Below are 21,066 nucleotides of genomic sequence, written 5' to 3'. Positions count from 1 at the left end.
CGAGGTTTATTCGACCGATAACGATCATCTCTTCCGCACGACGACGAAGTCGGCCAGCGCCACGAGCTGGGCGCGGACCTGCTCGGGCATCGGTACGGCGTCCAGCGCCTCGATGGCGATCGCGTGCTGGCGGCGCGCCTCGTCGGCGGTCCACTCGCGGCCGCCCGCCTGCTCGATGAGCGCGGCGCGCGCGGCGAACTCCTCCTCGGAGAAGTTCTCGAAGTCGCTCGCCTTGGCGTCCTCGGCGAGCAGCTCGCCGAGCCGCTCGGAGGCGGGTCCGCCCGCGGCGAGCGCGGCCACGACCGGCAGGGACTTCTTGCGCTGGCGCAGATCGCTCCAGGTCTGCTTTCCGGTGGCCTCCGGGTCGCCCCAGATGCCGAGGAGGTCGTCGACGGCCTGGAAGGCCAGGCCGAGGTGGTAGCCGTAGCGCTCCAGCGTGTCGGCGGTGAGGTCGTCGGCGCCGCCGAGGACCGCGCCGATGGAACAGGCGCAGGCGAGCAGGGCGCCGGTCTTGTTGCCCTCCATCTCCAGGCACTCCTCGACGCTGACGCGGTCGCGGTGCTCGTAGGAGATGTCCTGGGCCTGACCGTCGATCAGGGCCCGGGTGGCGGTGGTCAGGCGGCGGGTGGCCCGGCCGGCCTCGACGGTGCCGAGCTCCAGCAGGACCTCGTTGGCCAGCGCGAACAGGGCGTCGCCGACCAGGATCGCCTGGGCGGGGCCGTGCACCTTCCAGACGGTGTCGCGGTGGCGGCGCTGTTCGTCGCCGTCCATCAGGTCGTCGTGCAGCAGCGAGAAGTTGTGCACCAGCTCGACGGCGACCGCGCCGGGGACACCCACCTCGGGGGGCGCGCCGGCGGCCTGCGCGGAGAGCACGGCGAGCGCGGGGCGCACCGCCTTGCCGCCGTCGCCGTCCGCGGGGTTGCCCTCCGCGTCGATCCAGCCGAAGTGGTAGGCGGCGACGGTGTCCATGGGCGGCGCGAGACGGTCGACGGCCGCCTTGAGCACCGGTGTGGCCAGGGTCCGGCCGCGCTCCAGGAGCGCGGTCACGTCCACCGCGTCGGCAGCCGCTTCGGCCGGGGGCACAGTGGGCACAATCTCTCCTCTTGTTACGGAACCGGGGGTGCGGGGACCTGCCATGCTCCGGTCGAGCGTCATGCCGCCTCCTCGAAGAGTCCGAGGAGGTGGTCGCGGGGCCGGCCCAGGGCGTCCAGCGCGGCGTCCGCCGCACCGACTCCACTGCGAACCGCACTCTCCATGGTCGCGGGCCACCCAGTGGCGGTCCACGCTCCGGCCAGGTACAGGCCGGGGGCCTTGGTCCGGGGGCCGGGCCGCAGCCGCCCGACGCCCGGAGTGGGGGCGAACGTCGCGGTGCGCTCCCGGGTCACGAAGAAGTCCTTGATCCCGGCGCCGCGCGCACCGGGCAGCAGCCGCTCCAGCTCCGGCAGATATCGCTCCCGGAGCACGGCGACGGGCTCGTCGATCTCGTCCTGCGCGGCCGACTGCGACAGCGCGAGGTACTGCCCCTCCCGGAGCCCCGAGGCCTCGGTGCGGTCGAAGACCCATTGCACCGGGGAGCCGAGGGCCGCGAAGAACGGCGCGGTGAGGACCTTGCGGTCGTAGACGACGTGGACGTTGAGGATCGGCGCGGTGCCGATGTCCAGAAGCCGCTCGGGGGCGTCGAGCGCCCCCTCGGGCAGCAGGTCGTGGGCCTCGCGCTGGGGTACGGCGAGCACGACGGCGTCGGCCTCGATGCGCTCGCCGGGAACCTGAACGCCCCAACGACCGTTCTCGTAAGGGGAGACGGAGGTGACGCGTGTACGCATCTCGGTACGTACGCCCGCGGAGTCGAGCGCCTTGCGGGCCAGGGTGTCATGCAGTTCGCCCAGCGGGACGCGAGCCCAGCCGATGTCGGCCGCGCCCGGGTCGGACAGCAGACCCGTCTTGAACACCATCGCGGCGAGCCCGAGCGAGGAGTCCTGGGCCACCGCGTTGAGGGTGGCGACCCCCACGAGGTCCCACAGTGCTTCGACGGCACGTCGCGACTGACCGTGCCCGGCGAGCCAGTCGCCGAAGTTCTGCTCGTCGAGTGCCGGATCGGTGAGGTCCAGGCTCTTGAGCGCGAGCGCGGCACGGCCGACTTTGGCGCGTTCGGCGAGCGAGAGGTGCTGATAGGTGGCGAGGCTGCGCGCCAGGTGCAGCGGTACGGGCAGCGCGGTGCGGCCGATCCTGCCGAGCCGTCGTCCCGGAGGTGCCTCCAGGTCGAGAACGGGCACGTCGAGACGATCCTGCACAGGTGCCAGCGCGGTCGCGTCGACGCGGTCGAGGAACCAGCGGTAGGCGGTGCAGCAGCGCAGGAAGACGTGCTGTCCGTTGTCCACGGTGAGCTCGCCGCGCTGGAAGGAGAAAGCGAGACCGCCGAGGCGCGGCCGGCCCTCCAGCAGCGTCACCCGGAGCCCGGCGTCGGCCAGCGCGAGCGCGGCGGTGACACCGGCGAGCCCGCCGCCGATCACCACGGCAGTGGCCCGGCCGGAGTCGTCCGTGGACTCGACCTCGCTCATCGCGCACCCTCCCCCGCGGCCGGACCGTGGTCGTCGAACGCTCCACGGCACGCCGTCGCAGTCAGGGACGCCATCCGGCTCCGGAGGGTTGCCCGCCGCTTTTCACCGGCCGCGTCATCCCGGGTGTGTCCGCCTCGACCCCTGGTGTCCATCAGACGCGCCTCCGGACCGTGCGGCGGGAGACGTGCCGGGCGTCGAGGCCGGAGAGACCGCGCACGGCGACGTACGCCTTCTCGCGTCCCGGCAGGGAGACCCGGCCGCGCAGCACGGCCTCCGGCTCGCGCTCGATGCGGTCGAGGAGCCGCCGGTAGATGCCCGCCATGGCCGCGACACAGGCGCCGCTGCGCCGGTCCAGCATGGGCAGCAGCCGGTAGCCCTCCGCGAACAGGGCACGTGCCCGCCGCACCTCGAAGTGCACGAGGCCCGCGAAGTCGGACCCCTCCGGCGGGGTCGGCCCGTCGAACCCGGCCGAGCAGCCGAACTTGGCCAGGTCGTCGGCGGGCAGATAGGTGCGCCCGCCCTCGGCGTCCTCACGGACGTCCCGAAGGATGTTGGTGAGCTGGAGCGCGAGCCCGAGCGTGTCGGCGTACTCCGGCGCGCGCTCGGCGCCACGCGCCCCCGGTTCGGTGCCGAAGACCCCGAGCGAGAGCCGCCCGATCGCCCCGGCCACGCAGCGGCAGTAGACCTTCAGGTCGTCCCAGGTCTCGTACGTCTCACCGCTGACGTCCATCAGCACGCCGTCGATGAGCTCGTCCAGGCCCCCCAGGGGTACCGGGAAGTACGCCGCGCTGTGGCTGAGGGCGACGGCGACCGGGTCGGTGTCGTCCTCCTCGACGGCGCCCGCGCGCACGCGGGCGAGCAGCGCCCGGGTCTCCTCCAGGCGCGTCGCCTTCACGTCCGGCGCCAGTGTGCCGTCGCCGATGTCGTCGACGCGCCGTGAGAACGCGTAGAGCGCCGACATCGCACGGCGCTTGGACGTCGGCAGAAGCCTGATGCCGTACGCGAAATTACGGGCCTGCTGACCGGTCACCGCCTCGCAGTAGCTGTACGCGGCGAGTACCGGTGCGGACACGTGCTGTTCCGACTCCACGGTCCGGATCACCCCTCTCCTCGCAGAGTCACTCCCACCTCGCGCAGCAACTGGAGCTTGCCGGGCTTGGGCGGGCCGGGAAGTACGTCGTATTCGGCGGCGGCGATCGCACGGACCGCCGCCTTCCCCCCCGCGACGAACCCCGCGAGCAGCAGTTTCAGCCTGCCGTGGACGCTACCCACGAGGGGGGTGCCTTCATTCAGGAGGTTCAAGGCGCGTTCTGCTTCGTATGCAACCAGTGCTCGCACCGATGCGCCTGCTGTGGGGGCGGCGAGATCGGATTCGACGACGTGAAAGCGCTTCATGTCCTCGGCGGGCAGGTAGACGCGGTCGCGGCCGAGGTCCTCGGCCACGTCCTGGAGGTGCTCGACGATCTGGAGCCCCGTGCACACCGCGTCGGAGCGGCGGACGCGCTCGGGCGTGGAGGTTCCGGTGACGGAGAGGACCAGACGGCCGACGGGGTTCGCGGAGAGTTCACAGTAGGCGAGCAGGTCGTCGTAGGTCTCGTAGCGCTTGACGAGCTGGTCCTGGCGGTTGGCGGCGATCAGGCCGAGAAAGGGCTCGGGGGTCAGACCCGCGCGGCGGACCGTGGGCTGCAGTCCGCGCATCAGGGGGTGGCGCGGGGTCGAGTCGAACACGCGGTGAAGATCGGCTTCCAGCGCGTCGAGCAGGACCATGGGGTCGTCTGCGTCCGCGGCCGGCACGCCGAGGAGGCGGGCGTCGGCGCCGCCGGGGGCGAGATCGCCGTCGCCGATGTCGTCCACGAGACGGGCGAAGCCGTAGACGGCCATGAGGTCGTCGCGCCAGGCCCTGGGCAGGAAGAACGGGGCCACGGGGAAGTTCTCGTCCGCGGCTTTGTCGAGGGTGCCGCGCTCCGGATCGCCGGTGCGGGCCGTCCCGGCTTGGGTCACCGCTCGCCGCCCGGCGCGAGGACGGCACACGCATCGCGGAGCTGGAGAGTCACCGTAGCCATTGCCGTCACATCTCCCGTTCTACACTGCCGACCCAACACTGCCCATTTCGGACACGCCGCCCGAAGATCCGCTCGGCGTGACGGTTCCGGGTGTCGCGTATTATCGCCCTACTTGACGCGATTCAGCACCGGTACAGCTTACGTTGTACAACGCGGCACACTCCGCCGGGGTGTCCTGCACATCACAACAACACACCGATTGGCGTCAAGATTCCCCATGCCGACGGGAGTTGGCGTTTCCCTTGCAGACGCAGGGCCCCGCCGGAGAGTTCCGGCGGGGCCCTGGGCGAATCGGGCTACTTGCCCGTGAACTTCTCGTACTCCTTGAGCACGTCCTCGGTCGCCCCGTCCATGCGCAGCTCGCCCCGCTCCAGCCACAGCACGCGGTCGCAGGTGTCGCGGATCGACTTGTTGTTGTGGCTGACCAGGAACACCGTGCCCGCGCTCTTGCGCAGCTCGCGGATGCGGGCCTCGGAACGCTTCTGGAAGGAGCGGTCACCGGTCGCGAGGGCCTCGTCGATCATCAGGACGTCGTGGTCCTTGGCCGCCGCGATGGAGAAGCGCAGCCGCGCCGCCATGCCGGAGGAATACGTCCGCATCGGCAGGGTGATGAAGTCGCCCTTCTCGTTGATCCCGGAGAAGTCGACGATCTCCTCATAGCGCTCCTTGACCTCCTCGCGGGACATTCCCATGGCGAGACCGCCGAGGATGACGTTCCGCTCACCGGTCAGGTCGTTCATGAGGGCCGCGTTCACGCCGAGCAGCGAGGGCTGGCCGTCGGTGTAGACCTTGCCCTTCTCGGCGGGCAGCAGTCCGGCGATGGCCCGCAGGAGGGTGGACTTGCCGGAGCCGTTCGAGCCGATCAGGCCGATGGCCTCGCCGCGGTAGGCGGTGAAGGAGACACCCTTGACGGCGTGCACCTTGCGCACACCGCGTTCCTCGCCGCGCTTGAGAATGCGGCTGAGGGCGGCGGTGGCGCTGCCCTTGCCGGTCTTGGCGCCGTTCACGCGGTAGACGATGTGCAGCTCGTCCGCGATGACGGTCGGAATGTGCGACATCTTGTCGAGCTCAGCCACGGCCGTACCTCTCTTCAGCCTTCCAGAAGTAGACGAAACCGCCGACGGCCGTGACCACGGCCCAGAAGACGGCGATGGCCCACACGTGCGGGGGCAGGTTGGAGGAGCCGTAGCCGTCGATGAGCGCGAAGCGCATCAGGTCCATGTAGACGGCGGCCGGGTTCGCCTGGAGCACCCGGGCGATCCACTCGGGGCGGCCGGCGAGCATGGTGCTGATGGAGAACATGACACCGGAGGCGTACATCCAGGTGCGCAGGATGAACGGCATGAGCTGGGCGAGGTCGGGCGTCTTGGAGCCCATCCTCGCCACGATCAGCGCGAGGCCGGTGTTGAAGAGGAACTGGAGGAACAGCACCGGGACGATCAGCAGCCAGGACGGGCCCGGGTAGCTGCCGAACCCGATCACCACGATGAACAGCACGATCATCGAGAAGAGCAGTTGCTGGAGCTGCTGGAGGGCGAACGAGATCGGCAGCGAGGCGCGCGGGAAGTGCAGCGCGCGCACCAGTCCCAGGTTGCCCGAGATCGCCCGGACACCCGCCATGAGCGAGCTCTGGGTGAAGGTGAAGACGAAGACGCCCGTCACCAGGAACGGGATGTACACGTCGTGCGACATCCCGCGGTCGGCCTTGAGGATCAGACCGAAGATGAAGTAGTAGACGGCCGCGTTGAGCAGCGGCGTCGCCACCTGCCAGACCTGGCCCAGCTTGGCCTGGCTGTACTGGGCGGTGAGCTTCGCCTGCGAGAACGCGAGGATGAAGTGCCGCCGACCCCAGAGCTGACGAAGGTACTGGGGCAGCCCGGGCCGGGCGCCGCTGACCGCGAGGCCGTACTTGGCGGCCAGTTCGGCCGCGGAAAGCCCGTCATCGGGCGACGGCCGGTCGCTCACCGCGACTCCGCCGTCATGCGTGGTCTCACTCACAAGGGGAACTTTCGTCTTCAAGATGCGCACAGCCGGTTCGGACTGGGCATGAGCCGGGGAACCGGGTAGGGCCCGGCCGCTCTCAGGATCGAGCTTGTCAGATGACCGGAGGCCGGCCCAGTCGGGTCAGCCGCCACACCGTGCGCCACCGCATGGGACGCCTCGGTCCGCACGGACTCCTCCAGCCTTCCCGGAATCCGCCGAACCAGGCCCGCAGAGCTGCCCGCGAGGGGCGACGCAGCAGCGTCAGGAGCATCCAGACGCCGAGGTAGACCGGGACGAGAGGCGCGGGAAGGTTGCGGCGTGCGAGCCAGACGCGGTTGCGGGCCACCATCCGGTGGTACACAGCGTGCCGCGAGGGGGCGGTCGTCGGGTGGTACAGCACCATGTCGGAGCGGTAGTCGATCATCCAGCCGGCGTCGAGGGCCCGCCAGGCCAGGTCGGTCTCCTCGTGGGCGTAGAAGAAGGCGTCCGGGAGTCCGCCGACCTCGGCGAGGACCTTCGTACGGACCGCGTTGGCGCCGCCGAGGAACGTGGTGACGCGCGAGGAGCGCATCGGGTCGGCGGCGCGCAGCCTCGGGACGTGGCGGCGCTGGGTCGCGCCGGTCTCGGGGTCGGCGATACGGAAGCTGATGATCCCGAGCTCGGGGTCGTCGGCGAAGGCCCGGCGGCACAGTTCGGCCGTGTCGTGGTGGGCCAGCAGGCCGTCGTCGTCCAGGAAGAGCAGGATGTCCACGTCGGTGCCGCCGGGGCCGAAGGCCTCGATGCCCACGTTGCGGCCGCCGGGGATGCCGAGGTTCTCGGGCAGCTCGACCGTCCGCACCCCCGCGGGGACGTCCGGGACGGGTGAGCCGTTGCCGACCACGACCACCTCGACGCGGTCGCCGTCCTGCTTGGCGACGGAGTCGAGCAGGGCCCTGAGCTCGTCGGGGCGGTTGCCCATGGTGATGATCACCGCGCCGACCCTGGTCGCGGCACTCACTTGAGCCTGCTCGAAGCGAGGATGGACACCAGGTGCAGCACGGTCTGCAGGAGCGCGATGCCGGCGAGGACGGCGGTGCCGAGCCGGGTGAAGAACAGGTCGCCCCTGATCTGGTCCGCGATCGCGAGGACCAGGATCAGCAGGGTCGCCTCGATCCCGAGGATCAGCCGGTGGAACTTGAGCGCCGCGGCGGCCCTGCGGGCCAGCGCCACGCCCGAGGAGCGGGGCTCGGCGGCGGACTCCTTGACCGGCGGCAGCCCGCCCTGGTGCCGGGCGACGCCGACGAGGTCGGTCTCTGCCTTGATCAGGATCGCGCCGAGGGCGGCCAGGGTGCCGAGGAAGGCCCACAGCCAGTCGACGCGTCCTGTCCCCCACAGATCCGCGGCACGCAGGCCGAGGCCCACGAGGACGGCCGCGTCCGTGAGGTAGGCGCCGACGCGGTCGAGGTAGACCCCGCCGAGCGAGTACTGCTTCTTCCAGCGCGCGATCTCGCCGTCGACGCAGTCGAGCAGCAGATAGAGCTGGACCATCACCACGCCCAGCACCGCGCCCGCGATCCCCGGCACCAGCAGGGCGGGGGCCGCGAGCACGCCGCAGACGGTCATCAGGTACGTGAGCTGGTTGGGCGTGATCCTGGTGTTCACCAGGTAGCGGTCGCAGCGCAGCGAGATCTCTCGCATGTACAGGCGTCCCGCCCAGTGCTCACCGCTGCGCCGGTCCTTCACCCCGGGGGGATGAACGACGGGACGGAGTTCAGCTACCGATGGCCTTGGCATAGTCGGAGTAGATGTCCTTGATCTGGTGGGTTTTCAGGTCGAGATGTTCGAGGATCGTGTAGCGGCCGGGCCGGGTCTGCGGAGCGAACTCCACGACCTCGACGAACTCGTCCACGGTGAAGCCGATCTCCTCGGGGAGCACCGGCAGTCCGTGCCGCCGCAGCACCTCGGCCATGAACGCCGCGTCCTCGTGGGCGCCGCGCAGGTACATCGCGAAGGCCGCGCCCAGGCCGCACTGCTCGCCGTGGCTCGCCGCCCGCTTGGGGAAGAGGAGGTCGAAGGCGTGGTTGATCTCGTGGCAGGAGCCGGAGGCCGGCCGGGAGTCGCCCGAGATCGACATCGCGATGCCGGTGAGGACGAGCGCCTCGGCGAGAACCTGGAGGAAGTCGTTGTCGCCGACACCCCCGGGATGCCGGAGCACGGCCTCGCCGGCCTGGCGCGCCATGGCGGCGGCCAGTCCGTCGATCTTCTCGCCCGTGACGCGGTTGGACAGCTCCCAGTCCGCGATCGCGTTGATGTTGGAGACGGCGTCCCCGATGCCCGCCCGGACGAACCGGACCGGCGCCTCCCGGATCACGTCGAGGTCGATGACCACGGCGATCGGGTTCGGCACACCGTAGGAGCCGCGGCCCGCGTCGTTGTCGAGGGTGGCGACCGGCGAGCACAGTCCGTCGTGCGCGAGGTTCGTGGGCACCGCGACGAGCGGCAGCCCGACCCGCGCGGCGGCGAACTTGGCACAGTCGATGATCTTGCCGCCGCCCAGGCCCACGACCGCGTCGTAGTGGCCGGCCTTTATGTCGCCGGCCAGCCGGATGGCGTCGTCGAGCGTGCCGCCGCCGACCTCGTACCAGCTCGCTCCGGGCAGGGCCGGGGCGATGCGGTCGCGCAGCCGGGCGCCCGAGCCGTTGCTGACCGCGATGGCCAGCTTGCCCGAGTGCGAGATGCGCTGGTCGCTGAGCACGCCCGCCAGGTCGTCCAGGGCACCGGGGCGGATGTCGACGACGACCGGCGAGGGGATGAGCCTCGTCAGTACTGGCACGCGATCTCCCGTCCCTTGGCGAGGTCGTCGTGGTTGTCGATCTCGACCCACTTGACCTCGCCGATCGGCGCGACGTCGATCTGGAAGCCGCGGTTGACGAGCTCCTGGTAGCCGTGCTCGTAGAACTGCTGCGGGTCGGTCTCCCACACCGTCTTCAGGGCGTCGGCGAGCTCCGCGGCGGCGGCGCCCTCGATGAGGGTCACCCCGATGTACTCGCCGGTGGCCTCGGACGGCTCCATGAGCTTGGTGATCTTCTGGACGCCCTTGTCGGGGTCCACGACGACCTTCATCTCCTCGTCGGCGAGCTTCTTCACCGTGTCGAGAGCGAGGATGATCTTCTTGCCGTCGCCGCGGGCGGCGAGCAGCGTCCTCTCGACGGAGACCGGGTGCACGGTGTCGCCGTTGGCGAGGATCACGCCGTCCTTGAGGGCGTCACGTCCGCACCACAGGGAGTAGGCGTTGTTCCACTCCTCGGCCTTGTCGTTGTCGATGAGGGTGATCTTGAGGCCGTACTTCTCCTCGAGGGCGGCCTTGCGGTCGTAGACGGCTTCCTTGCGGTAGCCGACGATGATGCCGACCTCGGTCAGGCCGATCTCCGCGAAGTTGCCGAGGGTCAGGTCCAGGACCGTGATGGAGTCCTCTATGCCCGCGGGGCCCACCGGCACGAGAGCCTTCGGGAGGCTGTCGGTGTAGGGGCGCAGACGCCGTCCGGCGCCGGCCGCCAGCACGAGGCCGATCATGCGGGTTCTCCTTCATCGTGTACGGCGGGCGCCCCGGAGGACACCCAGAAGCGGATGCTCTCGACGAGCACCAGCAGTGCCACGGCCACGGCGAGCGCCGTGAGCGCGACCTCGAACTGTGCGGCGGTGAGCAGCGCGGCCAGGACGGTGACCAGCAGCGTCCTGCCTTCGTGCCCGCCGATCGCCCGCACCAGCCAGTGCGGGGGGGCTCCGGCGTTTCCGCGAATGCGGTACACCGTGTCGTAGTGATGGTAGGCGACCGCGGCCACCAGGCCGAAAGCCGCCGGAAGCGCTCCGTTCACGTCGGCGTTGACCGCCAGTGCCAGAACGGTGAGGTATTCGGCCGCGCGGAAGAACGGCGGGACCAGCCAGTCCAGGGCGCCCTTGAGGGGCCTGAGCAGGGCGGCGGGCGACAGCAGGACGTACACGACGGCGCCCAGGACGGGGAGCCAGCTCCCGTACGGGGCGAGTGCGGCGCATGTCACCACGACGGCTCCGGCGACGAGGGCGACCACGGCCGGGGCGATGCGCGGGAGGCGGCCCGCGTGGCGGGTCAGGTACTCGGCGAGCGCGCCGGAGTCGGTGAGGTCCACCAGGGCCCCGGCGGCGCGGTCCGTGCGGCTCGCCTTGCGGGTGAGCGAGCGCAGGACCCGGCCCGCCGTGGTGTAGGTGGCCGCGAAGGCGCAGCCGACGAGCAGCGCGTAGAAGGTGATGCGGGGGGTCGTCAGCGCCGTCAGGACGGCGATCATCGCCCATCGTTCGCCGATGGGCAGGACTATCATCCGGCGCACCCAGACCGTCCAGCCGACGCTGTCGAGCTTGTCCGAGAGGGCGGCGGTGGGGCTGGTGTTGGCGGTGGCGTCGTGGTTCGCCTCGTTGAACGAGAAGTCCACGACGTGCCGGCAGGTCTGGAGGATCATCGCGCCGAGCGCGAGCGCCCACACGTCGTCGCCGCCGCGGGCCGCGCCGAGCGCCAGTCCCGCGTAGTAGGCGTACTCCTTGGCGCGGTCGAAGGTCGCGTCCAGCCAGGCGCCGAGGGTCGAGTACTGCAGGGAGTAGCGGGCGAGCTGTCCGTCCGTGCAGTCGAGGACGAAGGAGAACAGCAGCAGCAGACCGGCCGCCACGAAGCCGAGGCGGGTGCCGGTGGCGGCGCAGCCCGCGGCGATCAGCGCGGTGATCAGCGACGCGGTGGTGACCTGGTTCGGGGTCAGGCCGCGGCGGGCGCACCAGCGCGCGATGTAGCGCGAGTACGGGCTGATGCAGTACGTGGTGAAGAACCCGTCGCGGGCCTTGACGGCACTGCGCAGCCGTACGGCCTCGTCGTCGACGGCCAGGACGGCCTGCCGGACGCCGTTGCGCTCCTGCGGATCGGCGGGGACCGCGGCGACGAGCGTGCCGAGTTCCGGGCGGTACACGGAGAGGTCGTCCGCCTCGAGCGCCTCGCCGAGGCGCTCGACGAGGTTGTCCGGGGCCACGGCGGCGTTCCCGGCGGCCACGGTCTCCCGGGTCACGGCGCGGGTCAGGGCCCGCCGTGCCTCGGGCTGCACGGACACGGCGCCGGGGATGGCGGAGGCCGCGAAGCGGGGGTCGGTCAGGCCGAGACGCAGGGCGTGCACGTGCCCGACGAAGCGGGCGTCCACGACGGCGACCCGCTCGTTCGCCGGCACGGCGGCGAGCAGGGTCTCGGTCTCGGCCGCGTCGGACGCGGGACGCACGTCGAAGCCGAGCGACCGCAGATCGCCCTCGAGCGACGATCCGGGGACCGGCTGGCCGGTGAGGATGGCGGTCGGCAGCGAACTCACTCCCTGGGTGCCGGCGCGCCCAGGCGTCCGGCGTGTGCGTGATGGGGATGGCCCCCGGTCCACGGCGGCGGCCCCGGCGGCATGTCGGCAGAGGCTATCGGATGAATGGAAGCGGGCGTTCACCACCCGTTCACGGCCCGATCAACCGATTTTGTCCCGCGGGCGCCGAGATCATCATCGGTGATTCCGGGCCGGGGTCACAAGCTCGGCGGCACGGACCGGAGCATTCCCGGCATGCGGACCGGAACATTCCCGGCAGGACGTACGGCACCCCGCGTCCCTCGAAGCAGGGCAGAGCGGACAGGGCGCCGGACCCGCATAGGGTGGTCGTCCATGACATGGCTGATCACAGGCGGAGCCGGATACATCGGGGCACATGTGGCGCGGGCGATGGCGGAGGCCGGGGAGCGCGTCGTCGCCCTCGACGACCTGTCGTCGGGGATCCCGAACCGGCTTCCGGAGAGCATCTCCCTCGTCCAGGGGTCGTCGCTGGACGGTGATCTGCTCAAGCGGGTCCTGACGGAGCACCGGATCACCGGTGTGGTGCACCTGGCCGCCCGCAAGCAGGTCGGCGAGTCCGTGGCCCAGCCGACGCGCTACTACCAGGAGAACGTGGGCGGCCTCGCGACGCTCCTGGAGGCGGTGGCCGGAGCGGGCGTCGAGCGGTTCGTGTTCTCCTCGTCCGCGGCCGTCTACGGCAACCCCGATGTGGACCTCATCACGGAGGGCACCCCCTGCGCGCCGATGAGCCCCTACGGCGAGACGAAGCTCGCCGGAGAGTGGCTGGTGCGGGCGGCGGGCCGGGCACACGGCATCGCCACGGTGTGCCTGCGCTACTTCAACGTGGCGGGCGCGGCCTCGCCGGAACTCGCCGACACCGGGATCTTCAACATCGTCCCGATGGTGTTCGACCGCCTCACCCGCGGCGAGGCCCCGCGGATCTTCGGCGACGACTACCCGACGCCGGACGGCACCTGCGTACGCGACTACATCCATGTCGCCGATCTCGCCGAGGCGCACCTCGCGGCGGCCCGGCGGCTGACGGACGGGGCGAGCGGTGACCTGACGGTGAACATCGGCCGGGGCGAGGGGGTCTCCGTACGGGAGCTCGTGACGCTCATCGCCGAGGTCACCGGGAACCCCGTGGCGCCCCTCGTCGAACCCCGCCGCCCCGGCGACGCCCCCCGGGCGGTCGCCTCGGCCGCTCTGGCCGCCGACCGACTGGACTGGAGCGCGCGCCGAGGGGTCCGCGAGATGGTGGAGTCGGCCTGGCAGGGCTGGCTGCTGCACCACCCCGGGACCACCGGGACCTGATCACGCCGGTGCTCTGACCTGCTGATCATTTCCGCAGGTCAGAGCATATGACAACGGTGTTCAGTGCCGCGTTGCCCGATACCCCCCGCCCGTAGTTGACTGTCACGACCGAGCGGAAACACCGAGCGGGAAATCAGGAGGCAGCGTTCATGGGGGCTGGGCACGACCACGGGCACGCGCACGGCGCTCCCCCGGCCGGCACGGCGACGGCCGCGTACCGGGGGCGGCTGCGTGTCGCGCTGGCGATCACGCTCACCGTCATGGTCGCCGAGATCGTCGGCGGTCTCCTCGCCGATTCGCTCGCGCTCGTCGCCGACGCGGCGCACATGGCGACCGACGCGCTCGGGCTGGGCATGGCCCTGCTCGCGATCCACTTCGCCGCGCGCCCGCCGAGCGAGAAGCGCACCTTCGGCTACGCGCGGGCCGAGATCCTGGCCGCGCTCGCCAACTGTCTGCTGCTGCTCGTCGTCGGCGGCTACGTGCTCGTCGAGGCGATCCAGCGCTTCATCACCCCCGCGGACACCCGCGGGGGGCTGACGATCGCGTTCGGTGTGTTCGGCCTGGTCGCCAACATGGTCTCGCTGACGCTGCTGATGCGCGGGCAGAAGGACAGCCTGAACGTGCGCGGCGCCTTCCTGGAGGTCGCCGCGGACGCGCTGGGCTCGGTGGCGGTCATCGTCGCCGCCGTCGTGATCATGACCACCGGCTGGCAGGCGGCGGACCCGATCGCCTCCATCGCCATCGCGCTGATGATCGTCCCGCGTACCTGGAAGCTGCTCCAGGAGACACTCGACGTGCTCCTGGAGGCGGCGCCCAAGGGGGTCGACGTGGCGGAGGTGCGGGCTCACATCCTGGCCCTGGACGGGGTCGAGGACATCCACGACCTGCACGCCTGGACCATCACCTCCGGCATGCCGGTGCTCTCCGCGCACGTGGTGGTCAGCTCCGACGTCCTGAACGCGATCGGCCACGAGAAGATGCTGCACGAGCTCCAGGGCTGTCTGGGCGTCCACTTCGACGTCGAGCACTGCACGTTCCAGCTCGAACCGAGCGGACACGCGGAGCACGAGGCGAAGCTCTGCCACTGACGGTCGCGCGGCACGGTCGCGCCCCCTCGACGGGCGGCTCCGGCACCGGGACATCCGGAGGCGGCGCGGGGCGGGCGCTGCTGGCGTGGCCGGCGATCCCAGGAGGTGGGTTGATGACGGCCGTGTCCGGCGCTGCCACGCGCAGCGACCTCGTCGTCCCCGTCTCGCGGGCCCGAAGCTGACCCGCCGTCCACCGACGCGTCGGCCGGGCCCCTCATCCAAGCGTTCCCCATGACCGATCCCCTGACCGACCCACCGACCGATCTCAAGACCGGCCTCACAGCCCACGGCGGCACCGCCTGGCGCGCTCGCCGGGAGACCTCCGCGGACGTCGCCGAGGTGCACGCCGTGACCGCCGCCGCCTTCGGCCGGGCGGAGGAAGCCGATCTGGTGGACGCGCTGCGCGCCGATCCCGGAGCGTGGCTGCCCGGCCTGTCGTACGTCGCCGAGGCCCCGGACGGCACGATCGCGGCGTACGCCCTGATCACCCGCTGTCATGTCGACGACGTCCCGGCGGCCGCGCCGGCGCCGGTCGCCGTCCGTCCCGACCTGCACCGCCGAGGCGCCGGATCCGCCGTCGTACGGGCGGTGCTGGAGGCGGCACGCGTACGGGGCGAGCGGCTCGTCCTCGTGCTCGGGCATCCCGGGTACTACCCGAGGTTCGGCTTCGGGCCCGCCGCCGGCCACGGCATCCGGCCCGGTTTCGACGTGCCGCCCGAACACCTGATGGCCCTCGTCCTCGACGATTCCGTGCCGGTGGCACCGGGCACGATCAGGTATCCGGCCGCGTTCGGCGTCTGACCCACGTGGGCCGCGTGTCCCGCCCCGGGACCCCGGGGCGGGACATGCGGAGAGTCGCGAAGTGCCGGGAGTGCCGGATTCGTACGGCAGACTTGGCCCTGAAAAACCGATGCGAAGGATGGGTATGCCGATCACACCTGCCACCGCGACGCACAGTTCGTCGAACGGCACCGCTGAAGCGATCTTGCTGGAACTGGTCGACGAGGACGGCAACACGATCGGTACGGCGGAGAAGCTCGCGGCCCATCAGCCCCCGGGACAGCTCCACAGGGCGTTCTCGGTGTTCCTCTTCGACGAGCAGGGCCGGCTGCTGCTCCAGCAGCGCGCGCTCGGCAAGTACCACTCCCCCGGCGTCTGGTCGAACACCTGCTGCGGCCACCCCTACCCGGACGAGGCACCCTTCGCGGCGGCGGCCCGGCGGACGTACGAGGAGCTCGGCGTGTCACCGACGCTGCTCGCCGAGGCGGGCACGGTCCGTTACAACCACCCGGACCCGGACTCGGGCCTGGTGGAGCAGGAGTACAACCACCTGTTCGTCGGGATGGTGCAGACCGCGCCGCGGCCCGACCCGGAGGAGGTCGGCTCGACGGCCTTCGTGACCGCCGCCGAGCTGGCGGAGCGGCACGCGAAGGACCCCTTCTCAGCGTGGTTCATGACGGTGCTGGACGCGGCCCGTCCGGCGATGCGGGAGCTGACGGGTCCGTCCGCGGGCTGGTAGCCGGTCCACCGGACGCCCGGTGCCAGGGCCTGTCTGACACTTCCCGCCGTCGTCCGGCAGACGGGAAGTGTCAGACAGACCCTAGCGGCAGGGCGGCCCAGATCACCTTGCCGCCGCCCGCGGTGTACTCGACGTCGCACCCTCCGCCGAACTCCCGGGTCACCTCGCGCACCAGCAGCAGGCCCCGGCCACCGGTCTGCCCGTAGTCGGCCTCCAGGGCGGTCGGACGGTAGGGGTGGTCGTCCTCGACGGACACCCGCACCCAGTCGGCGCCGACCGCGACCTCCACCGCGAGCATCGGCGACAGAAGTGCCGCGTGCTTGACGGCGTTCGTGACCAGTTCGGAGACGATCAACAGCAGTCCCTGAACGACATCGTCCGAGACCGGAACCCCCTGGCGGACCAGCAGATCACGGACGGCGTGCCGCGCCTGCGGCACCGAGGCTTCGACGGCGGCGGCGGTGAACCGCCACACCCCCTCGTACGGCAGCGGTCCGGGCGATCTGACGTCGGGAGTCGCGACTCCGCCTTCGGGGCTCGGGTCGGACCCGCGCCCGAGGTTCTCCATCGTCCGGTCGCCACCCTTGCGCTCGATTGTCACCACACAGTCGAGTGTTGGTAATGCGCCGGTCCGTACCGGTTGACTGAACAGAAGTCAGCAATTATCGCTGATTTATGATCGCCAATGTCATATAAAGCCAGCCCTAAGACAGGAATTGCCACTTTCATGTCAACTTCCGAAACTTTTCGGGTTGTACGGGTTTGACCCCCGGCTGACCCGATTCGTTCCGCGCCGCTCCACCGCCCGTCCTGCCGCCCGGGACCATGATCGAAGTCGGCCGGACGCTCCGGATAGCATCCGGCGTATGGAGCCGCAGCTGTTGCACCACGTCGGCGACGGGGTCGCCACCGTCGTCATCCATCACCCCGCCAAGCGGAACGCCATGACGACGCCCATGTGGCGGGCGCTGCCGCCGCTGCTGAACGTACTGAGCGGGCGTGCCGACGTGCACGCGCTCGTGCTCACCGGCGAGGGCGGCACCTTCTGCGCCGGGGCGGACATCTCGACGCTGCGGGAGTCGCCGGGCGAGGCCCAGGGCCTCGCCGTGCTCGCCGAGGAGGCCCTCGCGGCGTTCCCCAAGCCGACGCTGGCCGCGATCCGCGGCTACTGCGTGGGCGGCGGGTCCCAGCTCGCGGCCGCCTGCGATCTGCGATTCGCGCAGGAGGGCTCGCTGTTCGGGGTGACTCCGGCGAAGCTCGGCATCGTCTACCCGGCTTCCTCCACCCGGAGGCTCGCGGCACTCGTGGGGCCGTCCGCCGCCAAGTACCTGCTCTTCTCCGGCGAGTTGATCGACACCGAGCGCGCACTGCGCACCGGTCTCGTGGACGAGGTGCTGCCCGAGGGCGAACTCGACAAGCGGGTCGCGGAGTTCACCCGCGTCCTGGCGACGCGCTCGCTGCTGACGCAGGCGGCGGCGAAGGAGTTCGTGGACGGACGCACCGACCGTGACGCCCACTGGGTACGACAGGCAAGCGCCGGCGGCGACACCGCGGAGGGGGTAGCCGCCTTCCTCGAACGCAGGCAGCCGCAGTTCACGTGGGCTCCCTGAGGGCTCCCGGGGCGCGGTAGCGGGTGTCGCCCGCTCCACGCCAGGAGGTTCACGACATACCAACCAGTCGGTAATGTGCGGGGTATGACCACTTCACTGCCGGAGCGCGCCGGCCGGCGCTGCCACAACGTCCTCAATCCGCTGCACTCGACGCACTACTTCTCGCCCGATCTGGGCCGTGAGCTGGCCGCGGTCGGCGTCGAGAACGAGCGCAGCGCCTACTTCGCGGTGCGGGCCGCCGCGATGGGCGCGGTCGGCGCGGGCACGGTGACGGCCACGTTCTTCAACTTCCGGCACGAACTCGTCGCCGGACATGTGCCCGCGGTGTGGCGGGCCGCCTCTCCGGAGACGGTGCTCGCGGCACGTCTGCGCGCCGTGGACGCGACGCTCAGGCGGCTGCTCGGCGAGGACGTCATCGCGTCCGAGGAGGTGGCCGAGGCGGCGAAGCTCGCCCTGCGCGCGGCCGAGGCCTGCACCCGCGCCTTCCGCCCGCTGTACGCCGCTCACGCCGACCTGCCTGTGCCCGAGGCCCCGCACCTGGCGCTCTGGCACGCGGCCACCCTGCTGCGCGAGCACCGGGGCGACGGTCACCTCGCGGCGCTGCTCGACGCGGAGCTCGACCCGGTGGAGGCCCTGGTGAGCCACACCGCGACCGGCAAGGGCATGGTGCCTCAGTGGGTGCTCGGCACCCGCGGCTGGTCCCGGTACGACTGGGAGGCGGCGTCCGGGCGGCTGCGCGAGCGCGGGCTGCTCGACGCGGACGGCGAGCTGACGCCGGCCGGTACGGAGCTGCGCCGGGACATCGAGGCCCGGACGGACCGCCTCGACCGGGCACCCTACGAGCACCTGGGCGCCGCCGGGGTCGAACGGCTCACCGAGATCGCGAAGGGCCTGCTGATGACCGCCTTCGCCGCCGGCGCGTTCCCGGAGGGAATGATCGGCAAGGGCTGAGGGGCCCGGCCGGAGCGGACGTGCCGGGCGTGGACCGGGTCCGGGCCGGAGCCGACGGGCCGGGCGCGGACGCGGTCCGGGTGCGGCACGCGGTCCCTTCGAGTGCCGCCCTGGGCCCCCGTTGTCGGCGTCACCTGCCACAATTGCCGCGCAACCCCAGTGGAGAAGGCGGTACGGGATCGTGACGACACCCCTCGTAGGGTCCATCGAAGGCAGGATCGCCGAAGAACTCGGCGTACGGGAGCGGCAGGTCAAGGCGGCCGTCGACTTGCTCGACGGCGGTTCGACGGTGCCCTTCATCGCCCGCTACCGCAAGGAAGCGACCGAGATGCTCGACGATGCGCAACTGCGCACCCTCGAGGAGCGGCTGCGCTATCTGCGGGAGCTGGAGGACCGGCGGTCCGCGATCCTCGACTCGGTGCGCGAGCAGGGCAAGCTCAGCGCCGAACTGGAGGCGCAGATCCGGGGCGCCGAGACCAAGGCGCGTCTCGAGGACATCTATCTGCCGTTCAAGCCCAAGCGGCGCACCAAGGCGCAGATCGCCCGCGAGGCGGGTCTGGAGCCGCTGGCCGAGGGCCTGCTCGGCGACCCGTCCGTGGACCCGTTCGCCGCCGCGGCGGCCTTCGTCGACGCCGACAAGGGCGTCGCCGACCCGCAGGCCGCCCTGGACGGCGCCCGGTCGATCCTCACCGAGCGGTTCTCCGAGGACGCCGACCTGATCGGCGAGCTGCGCGAGCGCATGTGGGTGCGCGGACGGCTCGCCGCCAAGGTGCGCGAGGGCAAGGAGGAGGCGGGCGCCAAGTTCGCCGACTACTTCGACTTCGCCGAGCCGTTCAAGGCGCTGCCCTCGCACCGGATCCTCGCCATGCTGCGCGGCGAGAAGGAGGACGTCCTCGATCTCGTCCTGGAGCCGGAGGAGGCCACCGAGGGACCGTCCTCGTACGAGGGGATCGTCGCCCACCGCTTCGGCATCGCCGACCGCGGCCGCCCCGGCGACAAGTGGCTGACGGACACCGCCCGCTGGGCCTGGCGCACCCGCATCCTCGTGCACCTCGGCATCGACATGCGCCTGCGGCTGCGCACCGCCGCCGAGGACGAGGCGGTGGACGTCTTCGCGGCGAACCTGCGGGACCTGCTGCTCGCGGCCCCGGCGGGCACGCGCGCGACGCTGGGCCTGGACCCCGGTTTCCGTACGGGCGTGAAGGTCGCCGTCGTCGACGCGACCGGCAAGGTCGTCGCCACGGACGTCATCCACCCGCACGTCCCGGCCAACCGGTGGGACGAGGCGATCGCCAAGCTCGCCCGGCTCGCCGAGGAGCACGCGGTCGAACTGGTCGCGATCGGCAACGGCACGGCCTCCCGCGAGACCGACAAGCTCGCCGGTGAGCTGATCACGAAGCACCCGGAGCTGAAACTCACCAAGGTGATGGTGTCGGAGGCGGGCGCGTCGGTGTACTCGGCGTCCGCGTTCGCCTCGCAGGAACTGCCCGACATGGACGTGTCGCTGCGCGGCGCCGTCTCCATCGCGCGCCGGCTCCAGGACCCGCTGGCCGAGCTGGTGAAGATCGACCCGAAGTCGATCGGTGTCGGGCAGTACCAGCACGACCTGTCCGAGGTGAAGCTGTCGCGCTCGCTCGACGCGGTCGTCGAGGACTGTGTGAACGGCGTGGGTGTGGACGTGAACACCGCCTCCGCCCCGCTGCTGGCGCGGGTCTCCGGCATCACCTCCGGCCTCGCGGAGAACATCGTCGCGCACCGCGACGCCAACGGCCCCTTCACCGCCCGTACGGCCCTCAAGAAGGTGGCCCGGCTCGGCCCCAAGGCGTACGAGCAGTGCGCGGGCTTCCTGCGGATCCGGGGCGGCAGCGACCCCCTTGACGCGTCCAGCGTGCACCCCGAGGCGTACCCCGTGGTGCGGCGGATGGTGAAGACCGCGGGCAGCGAGGTCGCGTCGCTGATCGGCAACACGAGCGTGCTGCGCTCGCTGAAGCCGGCCGAGTTCGTCGACGAGACCTTCGGTCTGCCGACCGTCACGGACATCCTCAGGGAGCTGGAGAAGCCGGGTCGCGACCCGCGTCCCGCCTTCAAGACGGCCACCTTCAAGGAGGGCGTGGAGAAGATCTCCGACCTGTCCTCCGGGATGGTCCTGGAGGGGGTCGTCACGAACGTCGCGGCCTTCGGGGCGTTCATCGACATCGGCGTCCACCAGGACGGCCTGGCGCACGTCTCCGCGCTGTCGAAGACGTTCGTGAAGGACCCGCGGGACGTCGTGAAGCCCGGCGACATCGTCAAGGTGAAGGTCCTGGACATCGACATCCCGCGCAAGCGGATCTCGCTGACGCTCCGGCTGGACGACGAGGCGGCGGCTCCGGAGGCCGAGGGCGGCGGCGGCCGGTCCCAGCGGGGCGGACGGCCGCCCCAGCAGCGCGGCCAGCAGCCGCGTGGCCAGCAGCAGCGGCAGGGCCGCGGCGGCGGTGCGGGCGGCGGCGCCGGGGGCGGCTCCCGGCAGGCTCCGCCGCCGGCGAACAGCGCCATGGCCGACGCCCTGCGCCGCGCGGGTCTGTCCGGCCCCGAGCGGGGCCGGAAGTGACACCGGGCTGACACACGGAAGGGGCGGCTGCCGATC

At 71.3% G+C, this 21,066-nt stretch carries 20 protein-coding genes; 7 read left to right on the top strand and 13 right to left on the bottom strand.

From position 1 onward, the window contains the following. Positions 1-24 precede the first annotated feature (24 nt). From ACIQ7M_RS02620 to ACIQ7M_RS02565, 12 genes are all read right to left on the bottom strand, one after another. Positions 25-1,155, bottom strand: a complete 1,131-nt coding sequence (locus ACIQ7M_RS02620) for a polyprenyl synthetase family protein (protein WP_403638910.1) — start codon at positions 1,153-1,155, stop codon at positions 25-27. After that, positions 1,152-2,558 (bottom strand): hydroxysqualene dehydroxylase HpnE, encoded by a 1,407-nt coding sequence (gene hpnE, locus ACIQ7M_RS02615; RefSeq protein ID WP_403638909.1) that lies wholly within the window; start codon positions 2,556-2,558, stop codon positions 1,152-1,154. Before hpnE ends, ACIQ7M_RS02620 begins: the two co-directional genes overlap by 4 nt. Next, a complete protein-coding gene (locus tag ACIQ7M_RS02610; RefSeq protein ID WP_355765651.1) occupies positions 2,555-2,710 on the bottom strand; it encodes a DUF6380 family protein in 156 nt (51 codons plus the stop codon). Before ACIQ7M_RS02610 ends, hpnE begins: the two co-directional genes overlap by 4 nt. After that, complete coding sequence (gene hpnD / locus ACIQ7M_RS02605) at positions 2,710-3,660, bottom strand: presqualene diphosphate synthase HpnD (RefSeq protein ID WP_403638906.1); 951 nt, start codon at positions 3,658-3,660, stop codon at positions 2,710-2,712. The genes ACIQ7M_RS02610 and hpnD overlap by 1 nt, the downstream gene beginning before the upstream one ends. Continuing rightward, positions 3,657-4,559 carry a squalene synthase HpnC gene (gene hpnC / locus ACIQ7M_RS02600; protein WP_403638904.1) on the bottom strand — a complete coding sequence of 301 codons (903 nt, stop codon included), beginning with the start codon at positions 4,557-4,559 and terminating at the stop codon, positions 3,657-3,659. The genes hpnD and hpnC overlap by 4 nt, the downstream gene beginning before the upstream one ends. A gap of 358 nt (positions 4,560-4,917) precedes the next feature. After that, complete coding sequence (locus tag ACIQ7M_RS02595) at positions 4,918-5,679, bottom strand: ABC transporter ATP-binding protein (RefSeq protein ID WP_389840582.1); 762 nt, start codon at positions 5,677-5,679, stop codon at positions 4,918-4,920. Between the two features lie 10 nt (positions 5,680-5,689). Beyond that, positions 5,690-6,619 (bottom strand): ABC transporter permease, encoded by a 930-nt coding sequence (locus tag ACIQ7M_RS02590; RefSeq protein WP_355765660.1) that lies wholly within the window; start codon positions 6,617-6,619, stop codon positions 5,690-5,692. Between the two features lie 97 nt (positions 6,620-6,716). Next, complete coding sequence (locus tag ACIQ7M_RS02585; RefSeq protein ID WP_386984875.1) at positions 6,717-7,562, bottom strand: glycosyltransferase family 2 protein; 846 nt, start codon at positions 7,560-7,562, stop codon at positions 6,717-6,719. Between the two features lie 35 nt (positions 7,563-7,597). Further along, positions 7,598-8,377, bottom strand: coding sequence for a CDP-alcohol phosphatidyltransferase family protein (locus tag ACIQ7M_RS02580; RefSeq protein ID WP_355765666.1), 780 nt, complete (start codon positions 8,375-8,377; stop codon positions 7,598-7,600). Then, positions 8,355-9,416, bottom strand: coding sequence for an iron-containing alcohol dehydrogenase family protein (locus tag ACIQ7M_RS02575; RefSeq protein ID WP_389840397.1), 1,062 nt, complete (start codon positions 9,414-9,416; stop codon positions 8,355-8,357). The genes ACIQ7M_RS02580 and ACIQ7M_RS02575 overlap by 23 nt, the downstream gene beginning before the upstream one ends. After that, positions 9,404-10,156, bottom strand: a complete 753-nt coding sequence (locus ACIQ7M_RS02570; protein WP_355765672.1) for a phosphocholine cytidylyltransferase family protein — start codon at positions 10,154-10,156, stop codon at positions 9,404-9,406. Before ACIQ7M_RS02570 ends, ACIQ7M_RS02575 begins: the two co-directional genes overlap by 13 nt. Continuing rightward, complete coding sequence (locus ACIQ7M_RS02565; RefSeq protein ID WP_386984877.1) at positions 10,153-11,949, bottom strand: DUF5941 domain-containing protein; 1,797 nt, start codon at positions 11,947-11,949, stop codon at positions 10,153-10,155. Before ACIQ7M_RS02565 ends, ACIQ7M_RS02570 begins: the two co-directional genes overlap by 4 nt. Positions 11,950-12,291: 342 nt before the next feature. Here ACIQ7M_RS02565 and galE point away from each other — a divergent pair, with 342 nt between their 5' ends. From galE to idi, 4 genes are all read left to right on the top strand, one after another. Beyond that, positions 12,292-13,272, top strand: coding sequence for a UDP-glucose 4-epimerase GalE (galE, locus tag ACIQ7M_RS02560; RefSeq protein ID WP_403638901.1), 981 nt, complete (start codon positions 12,292-12,294; stop codon positions 13,270-13,272). Positions 13,273-13,421: 149 nt separating this feature from the next. Beyond that, positions 13,422-14,360, top strand: a complete 939-nt coding sequence (locus tag ACIQ7M_RS02555) for a cation diffusion facilitator family transporter (RefSeq protein ID WP_403638899.1) — start codon at positions 13,422-13,424, stop codon at positions 14,358-14,360. A gap of 231 nt (positions 14,361-14,591) precedes the next feature. Further along, complete coding sequence (locus tag ACIQ7M_RS02550; RefSeq protein WP_403638897.1) at positions 14,592-15,161, top strand: GNAT family N-acetyltransferase; 570 nt, start codon at positions 14,592-14,594, stop codon at positions 15,159-15,161. 124 nt (positions 15,162-15,285) lie between these two features. Continuing rightward, a complete protein-coding gene (gene idi, locus ACIQ7M_RS02545; protein WP_355765682.1) occupies positions 15,286-15,879 on the top strand; it encodes an isopentenyl-diphosphate Delta-isomerase in 594 nt (197 codons plus the stop codon). Between the two features lie 70 nt (positions 15,880-15,949). Here idi and ACIQ7M_RS02540 read toward each other — a convergent pair whose 3' ends face one another. Further along, on the bottom strand, positions 15,950-16,447 hold the full coding sequence (locus ACIQ7M_RS02540; protein WP_355765699.1) for an ATP-binding protein: 498 nt from the start codon (positions 16,445-16,447) through the stop codon (positions 15,950-15,952). 298 nt (positions 16,448-16,745) lie between these two features. On the opposite strand from ACIQ7M_RS02540, the gene ACIQ7M_RS02535 reads away from it, so the two are divergent. From ACIQ7M_RS02535 to ACIQ7M_RS02525, 3 genes are all read left to right on the top strand, one after another. Then, complete coding sequence (locus tag ACIQ7M_RS02535; protein WP_403638895.1) at positions 16,746-17,489, top strand: enoyl-CoA hydratase/isomerase family protein; 744 nt, start codon at positions 16,746-16,748, stop codon at positions 17,487-17,489. A gap of 84 nt (positions 17,490-17,573) precedes the next feature. Then, complete coding sequence (locus ACIQ7M_RS02530; protein ID WP_403638893.1) at positions 17,574-18,440, top strand: hypothetical protein; 867 nt, start codon at positions 17,574-17,576, stop codon at positions 18,438-18,440. Positions 18,441-18,621: 181 nt separating this feature from the next. Further along, entirely contained in the window at positions 18,622-21,030 is a 2,409-nt protein-coding gene (locus ACIQ7M_RS02525; RefSeq protein ID WP_403638891.1) for a Tex family protein, read from the top strand. Positions 21,031-21,066 lie beyond the last annotated feature (36 nt).

Origin of the sequence: Streptomyces sp. NPDC096324, from assembly GCF_044763015.1 — a bacterium.
Taxonomy (GTDB): domain Bacteria; phylum Actinomycetota; class Actinomycetes; order Streptomycetales; family Streptomycetaceae; genus Streptomyces.
This window is presented reverse-complemented; position numbering and strand designations above follow the sequence as displayed.